Here is a 12,962-nt window from a genome sequence, read left to right on the forward strand (position 1 = left end):
TCGCGATTGGGAAACGTTCGCGACCATTGAAAATAAAAAAGTTCCATTCCTGCGCAAAAGAAATCAGAATCGGTGCCGATAGAGAGGTATGCAGCGGCGACTCGGCGTTCGATAGTCATTGCAAAAGGCCTTTCAGGTTGAATCCCGCCATTCGCGAGGTGAGCAATGAGCACACTACTACCAGCACTTGCACCACAAACCCTCTATGTCACTGTCCGCCGTGACGAACTGCGCAAGCTTAAAGAAGAGCGCGAGCAATTGCAGAAAAAGGTCGCTCATCTTAGCCTCATGCTGCAACAGTCCCAACCAAGCCAGTCCATCACTGCACTGCACGCCTGAACCCCGCGGGCAACTTGTAACGCATCTGCACTATTGATTATCGCGGCAAGCCCGATTCGCCGGCTTGCCCGCCTACGACTCCCCCTTTCCTTTGGCTCTCCAGATCATCCTGGGTCATGCGCCGTGGCATCTTCGACCGTCCTGATGCTCACGGACACATTCTGTAACCTCTGCACTGTCACTGTCACCCCTGCCCGCCGCAACTGCTGACATTTTTTTCACACCGGCGCCGCAATACTTGCGCCCCTTGTGAAATGCCCTGGTTCTGTGCCTCGCGCACCAGGGACGTGCCGAGCGGCCGGGACCTTCATTCCGGACCGCTCAACTGAATGATGAGTTGGAGCGCTTGATGACAATGGTTAAACGGAGCGATACGACTCCGAAAGGTTTTGACTGGGCTGGCCTCGCCTGGCTGTTCGTTTTTTTCTGGTACTTCTCTGGCATTACTCAATTACTGATACAGCTGACCAACACCTCAGGATTCTCCGGGTTTCGTCAGGCGTTCGTGATGAGCGGCATCTGGCTCGCGCCTATGCTGATGTTCCCGGCCAGGACGCGGCTTATGGCGGCAGTCATCGGTGTCGTTCTGTGGGCTTGCTCGATGGCCAGCCTGGGCTACTTCTTTATCTATCAGCAGGAATTTTCCCAGAGCGTCATCTTCATCATGTTCGAGTCGAACGTGTCGGAAGCGGGCGAGTACATGACTCAGTATTTTGCCTGGTGGATCGTTCTTGGGTTCATCGCTCACACCGCCTTTGCGATTTTCCTGTGGACTCGCCTGCGCCCGGTGTACATGCCCCGAGGTCGAGCATGGGCTGTAGCGGTAGCTTTGCTGGTGGCAATCATTGGTTACCCGCTGGCCAAACAGCTGGCTCGCCACGATGACGTAGCGTCCGGGATCGAAGCCTTCGAAACCCGAATCGAACCTGCGGTGCCTTGGCAGATGCTCGTGGCTTACCATCGCTACACTCAGCAACTGGACAGTATGCAAGGCATGCTCCAGAGCAGTAGCAACATTGCGCCGCTGGGCAACCTCAAGGATCAACAGGCCGATTTGCCCGCGACAATGGTCCTGGTCATCGGTGAATCAACCAATCGCCAACGCATGAGCCTGTATGGCTATCCGCGCCAGACCACGCCGAACCTGGATCAGCTCAAGAATGAGCTGCAAGTCTTCAACAACGTCATCACGCCGCGGCCCTACACCATCGAAGCGCTGCAGCAGGTTCTGACCTTCGCGGACGAAGAAAACCCTGACTTGTACCTGAAGACGCCATCGCTGGTCAGCGTAATGAAACAGGCCGGTTACAAGACGTTCTGGATCACTAATCAGCAAACCATGACCAAGCGCAACACCATGCTCACGACGTTTTCCGAGCAGGCCGATGAACAGGTGTACCTCAACAACAATCGCAATCAGAACGCCCGCCAATACGACGGTGACGTCATCGAGCCGTTCGGCAAGGCCTTGACCGACCCTGCGCCGCGTAAGCTCATCGTGGTGCATCTGCTGGGCACTCACATGAGTTATCAGTATCGCTACCCACCGGCTTTCGAGAAGTTCACCGACCGCAAGGGCGTGCCGGATGCGATCAGCGACAGCCAGCTGGAGCTGTATAACAGCTACGACAACGCTGTGCTGTACAACGATTTCGTCGTGTCGAGCCTCATCAAGGAATACGCCAAAACCGATCCAAATGGCTTTCTGATGTATCTCTCGGACCACGGCGAAGACGTCTACGATTCGCCCGGCCATAACGTCCTGGGCCGTAACGAAGCCAAACCGACGATGCCCATGTATACCGTTCCTTTTATGGTCTACGCCTCACCGAAGTGGCAACAAACCCACAACTGGGATTTTACCAGCATCAAGAACAGGCCATACACCAGCTCACAGCTGATCCATACCTGGGCACAACTGGCCGGCTTGACGTTTGATGAGCTGGACACGAGCAAGAGTCTGGTCAGTTTCGACTTCAAGGAGCGTCCGCGCATGATTGGCGATCCTTACCACGAGAAAGGGCTCACCGATTTCGCGCTTCTGCAAGGCGATAAACCCGTACCGCCCACACCGGAAGTTGCCCAGAAGTAACCCGATCAGAACGAGCAAAAAAAAGGCCTGTCAGCAATGACAGGCCTTTTGCAGTTATTGCCCGGCGATTTTTCGCGGGTGCAGGACACTGGAGGTAACCGAAGTAATCGACACCCAGATCATCGCCAGCGTACCGACGAAAATGCTGATCTTGCTACTACCGAGGACCCCGAGGGCTTCAGGCGCGGAAAAATAGGTCAGGTTGCCCAGCATAATAGCCGCCACCACACCCGAGCAGGACATCGCGATGATCACGGCATGGGCGAGTTCCGGGGTTTGGCGGTGATGAACGGACAACCCCAGATATATAGCTATAAACAGAAGGCTGCTCACCACAGAGCAGCTGGTTTGATCCCAAATCATATCGGCCTTCCCTGGCGCTGATTTCAATCCGCGAATCGAGTGGCGCGAAAACCGAAAACGGCTCCCAGAACTGCGCCGATCACTGCACTGCCCAGGCCGGGTATCAACATGTTGGCGACGGAGGCACTACCTATCGTCGTCGCAATCACGGTGACATCCATTGCACGACTCATCAGATCGCGCTCCACGCGTTGGGATTTGCTTCCTGTCATCTCCGTCTTCCTATCGATTCTGGCGCCGTCCTGGCTGGGCGGGCTGGAAAAATAGTGCCCGCATCCGAAGAGGCTTGCAATGTGAGGACGGAAAACTCAGAACAATCCTACGGGCGTCCCAGCCCTTGGCGCATCGTGCTTACAGGGGCTTCTGCCAAAACATCGCCTTGCCCATAGCCGGATCAAGTTCATATCCAGCAAAGCCTTGTTTGCGATAAGCACCCTGGGCGACCGTGTTGCCTTCGAGCACTTCCAGGGTCAGCTTGCAACAACCGCGCTGGCGAGCGATCTCTTCCACTTTGCTCAACATTTTCTGGCTGATTCCCAGTCCTCGTTGCCCACCAATCACGACGACATCGTGGATATTGACCAAGGGGCGGCACTGGAAGGTTGAGAAACCCTCGAAACAGTTAACCAGCCCGACCGGTTGACCTGCAACGAACGCAAGGACACTGAAGGCGTGGGGTCGCTTGGCCAATTCAACGGCCAGTTGCTGTTGCGTATCGATGGACAGGGATTCTCCACCGCCCATGACATCCTGCGCGTACTGATTCAGCAGGAAGCCGATTGCTTCAGCGTGAACCGGATTGGTGTAACTCGCTTGCAATACCAACACCTCTGGGGCTTCCATTTCCTTCCTCATCTGACTGCTTTGGATGGGCCTCTTCCATAGAATTCAGCCCTGGGCCGCTGATTCTATCTCGTCGCGCGCCAAATTGTTTCGACCGGCTCGCACTTCTTTATCGTGGTGCCCTCGCAACTGGCGACACGCGCACCAGGAAAAAGCATCCGGTCCCTGCGCCGTACCTTAAATGCTCACAAATGGAATACAGCGCGCTGCAAGGCGCCTATAGTGGTCCAATTGTCGAACAATCCGACGACCGGTAATCACTGAGATTTTGCGCCAAAAGCCGCTCTAAAAAAGAGCATAAGGCGAGTTCAGCGCTCATCGGACCGCCGTCTCACTCGATCAAAACGTCGTGCCAAGCCGCATTCCAGACATTTCTGACAAAAAAAGTCGAAACTTCTCGAATACCCATGGGTCAGCTTAATAGAGCGCCTATGCTGTTGGCAGTGTGCCCAACATAGGCGCTGTCGCTCTGTCCAGTCTTAACGCAAACGGTAAATGGGTACTGATCTTGCGTAGTGCTTTTATGCCCGGCCATAGGACATGGCCAATAAAAACTCAAGTGCAGTACTAACACTGTATTAAATGGGAGAAAACGATGATAAGCGCCGCTGTCAAAACCCAGAAGGGAGAGAGTTTTAATCAGCCGGCCAGCGAGCTGACTCATCTGCCGGTTTTCGCTACGACGAGCGTTCCACTGCTGCAACTGCCTACCTCACAGCCAATGATTGCTCCGGTCAACAGGCGTAAAGTCCTGTTCGTGACGTCGGAATTGGCTGACCTGGTCAAAACCGGGGGTTTGGGCGATGTGTCTGCTGCTCTGCCGCGAGCCATGCGTCACCTGCACGACGTCCGTGTGCTGATACCCGGCTATCCGCAGGTCCTCAATAGCGGCAATCCGATTCATGTCATCAGTCAGTTAGGGGGCTACGCCGCCCTTCCTCCTTGCAAAATTGGCCGCATGGATATGAAGGACGGACTGGTCATCTACGTATTGATCTGTCCTGAACTGTACGAACGCGAAGGCACTCCGTACGCAGATAACAATGGCCGCGACTGGTCGGACAACCATATTCGTTTCGCACGCCTGGGCCTGGCCGCTGCCGATTTCGCCGCAGGTGCTGTCAAGACCCAGTGGTGTCCGGAACTGGTCCACGCACATGACTGGCCTGCCGGCCTTGCACCGGCGTATATGCGCTGGCGCGGCCAGGCAACGCCGAGCATTTTCACCATCCATAACCTTGCTTATCAGGGCACTGTCAGCACCGGTTCAAGCCGTGAGTTGGGGATTCCCGACGAAGCGCTTGGGGCCGACGGCATGGAGTTTTACGGCAAGCTGTCGTTTATCAAAGCAGGTATGGCTTATGCCAGCCACATCACGACGGTCAGTGCGACCTACGCCAAGGAAATCACCACGCCAGAGTTTGGTTGCGGGCTGGAAGGTTTCCTGCAGAGCAAAGCCAATCGTGGTCAGCTCAGCGGCATTCCCAACGGCATCGATGCCAGCTGGGATGCGGCAACCGATGAGCATCTGATTTGCCACTTCACGGCCAATGAATGGCAGCGCAAGGAAATCAACGCCGATCACGTTCGGGAGTTGTTCGAACTGGAACCGTCTACCGGCCCGCTGTTTGCCGTGGTTTCCCGACTGGTTTACCAAAAAGGCCTGGACCTGACCATCGGTGTCGCTGAACACATAGTCGAGCAAGGCGGACAAATCGCGATCATTGGCAGGGGCGAGCCTGAGGAAGAAGACGCCATGCGCGATCTGGCGCTGCGCTTCCCTGGTCAGATCGGGGTGCGTATCGGCTTCAATGAAACCGATGCCCGCCGCATGTTTGCCGGCAGTGATTTCCTGCTCATGCCTTCGCGCTACGAGCCTTGCGGCTTGAGTCAGATGTACGCCCAACGCTTTGGCTCGCTGCCAATTGCGCGCAATACAGGCGGACTGGCAGACACGATTGAAGACGGTGTAACGGGTTTCCTGTTCGATGAATCTACGGTTGAGAGCTATACCGAAGCCTTGAATCGAGCTTTCAACGTATTCGCCAATCCGGCGTTGCTTAATGCCATGCGCTGCAGAGCCATGGCCGCCCCTTTCAACTGGCACCAAGCGGTAGAGCCATACGCAGAGCTTTATCAGGACCTGTTGAAAAAGAATGTGGGTGTTTCTCTTCATTATTAACAAGGGGTAGCTGGATGCCTCTGCGTACAGAAAACAACTGGCGCCACGGCGCCGTATTGCTGGACTCTGAAAACACCCGGTTTGCCCTCTGGGCACCGGATGCGGACCACGTAAGTGTTGAACTGCAAGGTGGCGAGTCTCTGGCCATGCTTGCCCAGGAAGACGGTTGGTTTGCAATCGAGGCCCGCTGCCCGGCGGGCACTCAGTACCGCTACAAAATCAATGGGGACATGGAAGTCCCCGACCCCGCCTCTCGCGCTCAAGCCTCAGATGTCCATTCCCCGAGCATTGTGGTTGACCCCCTTTCTTATGCATGGCAGAACAGCCAATGGTTGGGGCGGCCATGGCATGAGGCCGTTGTCTACGAAGTGCATGTCGGCGTGCTGGGCGGCTATGCTGGCGTCGAGACACATCTGGAACGCCTGGCCGGGTTAGGTGTGACCGCTATCGAGCTGATGCCGATTGCGCAGTTCCCCGGCACGCGCAACTGGGGCTACGACGGCGTGCTGCCGTATGCGCCGCAGTCTTCGTACGGCACGCCGGACGAACTCAAGCATCTGATCGATACGGCTCACGGTTTCGGGTTGATGGTCATTCTCGACGTGGTCTACAACCACTTCGGGCCGGATGGCAATTATCTGGGCGTCTATGCGAAAGGCTTCTTCCGCGAAGATGTGCATACCCCGTGGGGCAATTCGATCGACTTCCGCCGCCGAGAAGTGCGTGATTACTTTATTGATAACGCACTGATGTGGCTGGAGGAATATCGCTTCGACGGCTTGCGCATGGACGCCGTTCACGCCATCAACGATTCGAGTTTCCTGACCGAATTCGCCGCCACTGTCCACGAGAGAATCCCAAAGCCGCGCCACGTCTGGCTGAACCTGGAGAACGAGTTCAATCAAGCCAGCCTCCTGGAGCAGGGCTTCGATGCGCAGTGGAACGACGATGGGCACAACACGCTGCACGTCCTGTTGACCGGCGAAACCGACGCTTATTATTCGGACTTCGCCCACGAGGCCACTGCAAAGCTTGCTCGTCTGCTCAGTCAGGGTTTTGTCTATCAGGGCGAAAGCACCCGCCACGGGCATGCTCGCGGCGAATCGAGCGGCCATTTGCCGCCGAGTGCGTTCGTGTTGTTTTTGCAGAACCACGATCAGATTGGCAACCGGGCCTTTGGTGAGCGGCTCTCGCAGATCAGTCATGGCCCAGCCCTGAAAGCAGCGACTGCGTTGTTGCTGCTTTCGCCGATGATTCCGCTGATGTTCATGGGCGATGAGTGGGCGGCGAGCGAGCCATTCCTGTTTTTCACCGACCACCATGGCGAACTGGCCGATGCGGTCCGTGAAGGTCGTCGTAATGAATTTGCCGACTTCGCTGCATTCGCTGATGAAGAGAAACGCGAACACATTCCGGATCCCAACGAACTGGCGACTTTCGAAGCCTGCAGACCGGCTTTCGACGCGGTGTACCTGGAAACCGACATCGGTGCCGATCACCACAGCTGGCTGGAGCTTTATCGCCAACTGCTGGAAATCCGCCATCGCGAAATCATGCCACGCCTGCAAGGCGCAGAAGCTCTTGGCTGTGACGTATTGAGCGAAGGCGCCGTTTCGGCGCTCTGGCGCATGGGCGACGGCAGCCAACTGCGTATCGACCTTAACTTGTCCGAGCATGCGGTAACCGCACCTGAATGGCACCCGGCCAGCGTTCTTTTCGAAACACTGCCACATGCGGCAGAACTTTCCCGGCGAGGCACCCTCAATCCTTACACGGCCATTGTCAGCCTGATAGCAATCGATGTTCTGGAGATACAGGATGAGCAATGAGCAACTAGAGGCACTGGCAACCGAAGCAGGGTTGTCAGTGGACTGGATCGATGCAAACGGCCGGCCGCAACGCGTCAGCCCGCAAGTTCTGTGCAAAGTACTGGACGGCCTGGGTTATCCCGCCGACAGCCACGATGAAATCGACGCTAGCCTGCAACGGCTACTGGCTGCTAACCATCAGCCGACTCCACCGCCACTGCTGACCGTCGACCACGGCAGCAACCTGGACTTGAGTGCCTGGTTTGAACCGGGCACCCCGTTTGTGCTGCTGCTGGAGGACGGCGCTACGATCGACGCCAACCTGACCGCCACTGGGCAGCTGCCAGCGCTGGCGCCCGTTGGTTATCAGCAACTGAGCATTGCCGGGCAGCATGTGACCATCGCCGTCGCGCCTGAAACCTGTTTCAGCATGGCCATGGCTACCGACACCGAGGTCGCCCGGGCCTGGGGCCTTACCGTTCAACTGTATGGCTTGCGTCGCGAAGGTGATGGCGGCTTTGGTGACACTCAAGCGCTGGAGGCGCTGGCCCGCAAGGCGGGCGAACGAGGCGCTGATGCCCTGGCGATCAGTCCGGTGCACGCCATGTTCGCCAACGATCCCCACCGCTTCAGCCCCTACTCGCCTTCAAGCCGCCTGTTCCTGAACAGCCTGTATTGTTCGCCGGGCACAATTCTCGGTGAGCGAGCACTGCGTCTGGCCATCGAAGAAACCGGGCTCGGCGATGAACTGCAGCGCCTCGAACAGCTTGAGTTGATCGATTGGCCCGCTGCGGCTACGGCCAAATGGAAACTGCTGCACAAGCTTTACGAAGCGTTCAGTGGTTGCGACCACCCTTTGCACGAAGACTTCAACAGCTTCCGCCACAGTGGCGGCGAGGCGCTGGAGAATCACTGTCGTTTCGAAACCCTGCGTGACGAAAGTGATCGCTTGGGTATCAGCCAGAACTGGCACGAATGGCCGGCAGAATTCAAGAATCCACGCAGCGACACGATTGCGCGCTTCGCCGCTGAACATGGCGCGCAAATCAGTTTCCACGCATTTGCGCAGTGGTTGATGGCTCGCGGCCTTGAGCGCGCGCAAATCGCCGCCCGCAGCAGCGGCATGCGTGTTGGGCTGGTTGCTGATCTGGCCGTGGGCGCGGACGGCGCTGGCAGCCAGGCCTGGAGTCGCCAGGATGAGCTGCTTTCTGAGCTGACCGTCGGTGCGCCACCGGACATTCTCAACCGTTCCGGGCAAAGTTGGGGTATCTCGGCATTTTCCCCGACTGGCCTCAAGCGCAATGGTTTCCGTGCCTTTATCGAAATGCTGCGGGCCAATTTCGCTCATGCTGGCGGCCTGCGTATCGACCATGTGATGGGCCTGCAACGGCTTTGGGTGGTACCGCTGGGTGCTCTGGCCAGTGAAGGCGCGTACCTGAATTATCCATTGGATGACTTGCTGCGCCTGCTGAGCCTGGAGTCATGGCGGCACAAAGCCGTGGTGCTGGGTGAGGATCTCGGCACCGTGCCTGAAGGCCTGCATGAAAAGCTGTCGGCGCGGGCCATTCTTGGTATGCGGGTCTTGCTGTTCGAACAACACAACGCGCATTTCAAACCGGTCCTGGATTGGTCCGACGAAGCCCTCGCGATGACCAGCACCCATGATTTGCCGACGCTGGCCGGCTGGCTGACCGAGAAAGACATCGACTGGAACCGCAAGCTCGACCTTGTGGACGACCAGCAAGCCGGGCAATGGCGCCAGGATCGACAAAAAGAGCGTGCCGGACTGTGTAACGCTCTGGCGCAGAATTCCGATAATTTCTGCGACGACAATCTGGAAGTCGATCAGATCATTGATGCGTCGGTTCGTTATTTGGGTCATACCCGCGCGCCGTTGGTGTTGTTGCCGATGGAAGACGCGATGGGCCTGTCCGAGCAATTCAACTTGCCGGGCACCACTGACAGCCACCCGAACTGGAGGCGCCGACTGCCGGGCGATAGCGCCACTTTGCTGGATAACCCGCACGTGGCGCGACGTATCGAGCTGCTATCGCAGGCACGTCTGCAAGCTGCGGAGCGTGACCAATGAGCCGCGCTATCAATCCGCTGCGCGCCACCCAGCGCCTGCAGTTTCACAAAGATTTTACCCTCGACGATGCAGTGCCGTTGATACCCTACTTCGCCAGCATGGGCATCAGCCATATCTACGCTTCGCCGCTGCTCAAAGCGCGCGCCGGGTCGATGCATGGCTATGACGTCGTAGATCCACGCTTGATCAACCCGGAGCTCGGCGGCGAACCTGCCCTGCTCCGCTTGGTAAGCGTGATGCGCGAACATGGCATGGGGCTGATTCTGGATATCGTCTCCAACCACATGGCGGTTGGCGGCGCAGATAATCCATGGTGGCTCGATCTACTCGAATGGGGACGCCGTAGCCCATACGCGGACTTTTTCGACATCCAGTGGAATTCTCCCGACCCTTTGCTTGAGGGTCAGTTGCTGTTGCCGTTCCTGAGCAGCGATTACGGCACCGTGTTGCAGGCAGGCGAGATCCCCTTACGCTTCGATGCTGAGCATGGCGCGTTTTACATCGAGCACTATCAGCATCACTTTCCGATCAATCCGGCCACCTACGGTCCGTTGCTGGAGTCGGCAAAACAGCCGCAGTTGATCGAGCTGAGCAAGCGTTTTGCTGCGCTGGAGCAGTATCCGCAGGCTTATGAACGCGCTCGTCAGGCCCGTGCAGAACTCGCCGAACTGGCTCAGGATAGCAGCGTCGCAGCGGCTATCGAGCAGGGTCTGGCACAATTCGACTCCAGCAAACCCGAGGGATTCGAGCACCTGCATCAACTGCTTGAACGTCAGCACTATCGTCTGGCCAGCTGGCGAACGGCGGGTGACGACATTAACTGGCGGCGATTCTTCGACATCAACGAGCTTGGCGGTTTGCGCGTTGAACGGCCCAATGTATTCGAAGCAACTCACGGCAAGATCTTCGAGCTGATCGCCAGAGGCCTGGTTGACGGCTTGCGCATCGATCATATTGACGGGCTCGCCGATCCGCGTGGCTACGGCCGCAAACTGCGCCGCCGCGTCGAAAGCCTGCTCTCACAACGACCACCGGGCACCGAATTGGCGCATCTGCCGATCTTTGTCGAGAAGATCCTGGGTCCTGACGAACAGCTGCGTGAGGATTGGGGCGTAGACGGCACGACCGGCTACGAATTCATGAACCAGGTGTCGCTGCTGCAACATGATCCCAAGGGGCAGGTCCCACTGGCAGAACTGTGGAGTCGGTTGAGTGAACGCACTGCTGATTTCAATCAGGAAGTGCTGGAAGCTCGCGACCTGGTATTACACGGCACACTGGCCGGGGACTTCGAAAACGTCGCGCAATCCCTGCTGCAAGTCGCGCGCAGCGATCTGATGAGCCGCGACCTGACCTTGGGTGCGATTCGCCGGGCGTTGCTGGCGCTGGTGGTCAACTTTCCGATCTATCGCACCTATATCAGCGTGTGCGGCCGCTCCGCAGAAGATGACCGCTTCTTTCAGCAGGCCATGCAAGGCGCCCGCACTCTGTTGAGCGAGGCTGACTGGCAGGTACTGGATTACCTGCAACGCTGGCTGGGTGGCGAATCCTGGCGCGGGCTGCCGCGCGGCCGTCAGCGCAAGTTGTACCGCAATGCGTGCGTGCGCTTCCAGCAACTGACCTCCCCGGTGGCGGCCAAGTCAGTGGAAGACACGTCGTTCTATCGCAGTGCGGTATTGCTGTCGCGTAACGACGTGGGTTTCCACCCGCAACACTTCAGCGCACCCGGTGAAGACTTCCATGCGGCGTGCCTCAAACGTCTGGAAGCGTTCCCCGACAATCTGCTGGCCACCGCCACGCACGACCACAAACGCGGCGAAGATACACGAACCCGGCTGGCCGTATTGAGCGAGTGCTCGGGCTGGTACGCCGAGCAAGTCGAGCGCTGGAGGCAATTGGCCCTGCCCCTCAAAGGTGCTGATGTCGCAATCAGCGCTGGCGATGAACTGATGCTGTATCAAGCCATGTTGGGTAGCTGGCCTTTCGGTCTGGAAAGCGAGGAAGACTACAAGACCTACGCGAACCGACTGACTCAATGGCAGGAAAAAGCCCTGCGCGAGGCTAAACTGCAAAGTAGCTGGAGCGCCAATAACGAGCCGTATGAGCGCGCATGTCGGGAATTCCTGCACAACATCCTGCTCGCTCCTGAAGGCCTCGCTTTGCGTCAGTCGTTAGGCGCTACGGCCAACCGAATCGCCGCAGCAGGCGCGCTTAACAGTCTGGCGCAGACTTTGCTTCGCAATACCGTGCCGGGTGTGCCGGATCTTTACCAGGGCACCGAGTATTGGGATTTCAGCCTGGTGGACCCGGATAACCGGCGTCCGGTTGACTATCCTGCCAGGGCGCAATCGTTAAGCGAGACTGCCAGCGTCACCGAGTTGCTCGGCAACTGGCAGGACGGGCGAATCAAACAGGCGTTGATTGCCAAGGTCTTGAACCTGCGCGCCGACCATCCAGGCTTGTTCAGTCGCGGCCAGTACATCCCGCTGGAAGTGGCTGGGGTCCACGCTGATCGAGTCCTGGCTTTCGCCCGAACCCTGGATGGCGTACGCGCAATTGTCATTGTTCCACGCTTGTTTAGTGAACTATTGGGCACCGCCCAGGCTCCATTCATCAATGCCGACAATTGGGGGGATACGCGGGTCCTTTTACCGTTCACGGATTCTGATGCAGGTTGGAAGGGACTTTTTTCGGAGGCTGTAGTCACAACCGGTAGGGAGTTGTTGCTCAGCGCAGCGCTCCAGGAATTTTCTGTGAACCTATTTATCAAAACTACGTAATACCTGGGAGTGTCGAGATGAGTGCCGACGATAAACGAATTCGCGAGTTTGCATATCAGATTTGGGAATCTGAAGGCCAGCCTGAAGGCCAGGAAGATCGCCACTGGAAAATGGCTCGCAAACTGGCGGAAGCCGAGGCGCAGGCCCCAGGAAAGTCCTCGGCTGGCAAGGCAGCAAAGCCTAAGGCGTCTAAGGTCGACAAGACATCTGACGGCAAAACCGCTCCTGCCGCCAAGTCGCCTGCCAAACCTGCCAGCAAGGCCGCCGCAGCCCCGGCGGCCAAGCCTGCGCCTGCAGCGAAACCTGCTGCAAAGCCGGCTGCAGCTCCAGCAGCCAAGAGTAAGCAGTCCACACCCGCGACCCAGGCAGAACAGCCTGCGAAACCCGCTGTTAAAAAGCCGCGCAAGCCTTCGGCTTCCTGAATTCTCAGGGTGCAGCGTTAGTTAAAGACCGCAGGGGATGGATG

The 12,962-nt window shown here is 57.6% G+C and carries 10 protein-coding genes; 7 read left to right on the forward strand and 3 right to left on the reverse strand.

What is annotated here, in order from left to right; all coding sequences use genetic code 11:
• The first annotated feature begins 165 nt into the window (after positions 1-165).
• Positions 166-339, forward strand: a complete 174-nt coding sequence (locus tag ACP7E4_RS00610) for a DUF6026 family protein (protein ID WP_426110680.1) — start codon at positions 166-168, stop codon at positions 337-339.
• Positions 340-688: 349 nt separating this feature from the next.
• Complete coding sequence (locus ACP7E4_RS00615; RefSeq protein ID WP_426110682.1) at positions 689-2,431, forward strand: phosphoethanolamine transferase CptA; 1,743 nt, start codon at positions 689-691, stop codon at positions 2,429-2,431.
• A 54-nt stretch (positions 2,432-2,485) separates the two neighbouring features.
• Here the strand turns inward: ACP7E4_RS00615 and ACP7E4_RS00620 are convergent, their stop codons facing one another.
• The 3 genes from ACP7E4_RS00620 to ACP7E4_RS00630 form a co-directional block, all read right to left on the reverse strand.
• Positions 2,486-2,794, reverse strand: coding sequence for a hypothetical protein (locus tag ACP7E4_RS00620; RefSeq protein ID WP_426110684.1), 309 nt, complete (start codon positions 2,792-2,794; stop codon positions 2,486-2,488).
• Between the two features lie 23 nt (positions 2,795-2,817).
• Entirely contained in the window at positions 2,818-3,006 is a 189-nt protein-coding gene (locus tag ACP7E4_RS00625; protein WP_426110686.1) for a hypothetical protein, read from the reverse strand.
• Between the two features lie 139 nt (positions 3,007-3,145).
• Positions 3,146-3,637, reverse strand: a complete 492-nt coding sequence (locus ACP7E4_RS00630) for a GNAT family N-acetyltransferase (protein ID WP_426110688.1) — start codon at positions 3,635-3,637, stop codon at positions 3,146-3,148.
• Between the two features lie 595 nt (positions 3,638-4,232).
• On the opposite strand from ACP7E4_RS00630, the gene glgA reads away from it, so the two are divergent.
• The 5 genes from glgA to ACP7E4_RS00655 are packed head-to-tail and all read left to right on the forward strand — an operon-like array spanning position 4,233 to position 12,918.
• Entirely contained in the window at positions 4,233-5,819 is a 1,587-nt protein-coding gene (glgA, locus tag ACP7E4_RS00635) for a glycogen synthase GlgA (RefSeq protein ID WP_426110690.1), read from the forward strand.
• A 14-nt stretch (positions 5,820-5,833) separates the two neighbouring features.
• Positions 5,834-7,648: a malto-oligosyltrehalose trehalohydrolase gene (treZ, locus tag ACP7E4_RS00640; protein WP_426110692.1), complete on the forward strand. Its 1,815-nt coding sequence runs from the start codon at positions 5,834-5,836 to the stop codon at positions 7,646-7,648.
• Positions 7,638-9,716 (forward strand): 4-alpha-glucanotransferase, encoded by a 2,079-nt coding sequence (gene malQ, locus ACP7E4_RS00645; protein ID WP_426110694.1) that lies wholly within the window; start codon positions 7,638-7,640, stop codon positions 9,714-9,716. Before treZ ends, malQ begins: the two co-directional genes overlap by 11 nt.
• Complete coding sequence (locus ACP7E4_RS00650; protein ID WP_426110696.1) at positions 9,713-12,496, forward strand: malto-oligosyltrehalose synthase; 2,784 nt, start codon at positions 9,713-9,715, stop codon at positions 12,494-12,496. Before malQ ends, ACP7E4_RS00650 begins: the two co-directional genes overlap by 4 nt.
• A 17-nt stretch (positions 12,497-12,513) precedes the next feature.
• A complete protein-coding gene (locus ACP7E4_RS00655; RefSeq protein WP_426110698.1) occupies positions 12,514-12,918 on the forward strand; it encodes a DUF2934 domain-containing protein in 405 nt (134 codons plus the stop codon).
• Positions 12,919-12,962: the final 44 nt, after the last annotated feature.

This window comes from Pseudomonas sp. DSP3-2-3, from assembly GCF_049898225.1.
In the GTDB taxonomy this organism is placed as follows: Bacteria; Pseudomonadota; Gammaproteobacteria; order Pseudomonadales; family Pseudomonadaceae; genus Aquipseudomonas.

Bases quoted from the DNA above. Each gene is read 5' to 3' on its own strand.
- ACP7E4_RS00610 (WP_426110680.1), top strand. From the start codon at position 166: ATGAGCACACTACTACCAGCACTTGCACCACAAACCCTCTATGTCACT.
- ACP7E4_RS00615 (WP_426110682.1), top strand. From the start codon at position 689: ATGACAATGGTTAAACGGAGCGATACGACTCCGAAAGGTTTTGACTGG.
- ACP7E4_RS00620 (WP_426110684.1), bottom strand. From the start codon at position 2,794: ATGATTTGGGATCAAACCAGCTGCTCTGTGGTGAGCAGCCTTCTGTTT.
- ACP7E4_RS00625 (WP_426110686.1), bottom strand. From the start codon at position 3,006: ATGACAGGAAGCAAATCCCAACGCGTGGAGCGCGATCTGATGAGTCGT.
- ACP7E4_RS00630 (WP_426110688.1), bottom strand. From the start codon at position 3,637: ATGGAAGCCCCAGAGGTGTTGGTATTGCAAGCGAGTTACACCAATCCG.
- glgA (WP_426110690.1), top strand. From the start codon at position 4,233: ATGATAAGCGCCGCTGTCAAAACCCAGAAGGGAGAGAGTTTTAATCAG.
- treZ (WP_426110692.1), top strand. From the start codon at position 5,834: ATGCCTCTGCGTACAGAAAACAACTGGCGCCACGGCGCCGTATTGCTG.
- malQ (WP_426110694.1), top strand. From the start codon at position 7,638: ATGAGCAATGAGCAACTAGAGGCACTGGCAACCGAAGCAGGGTTGTCA.
- ACP7E4_RS00650 (WP_426110696.1), top strand. From the start codon at position 9,713: ATGAGCCGCGCTATCAATCCGCTGCGCGCCACCCAGCGCCTGCAGTTT.
- ACP7E4_RS00655 (WP_426110698.1), top strand. From the start codon at position 12,514: ATGAGTGCCGACGATAAACGAATTCGCGAGTTTGCATATCAGATTTGG.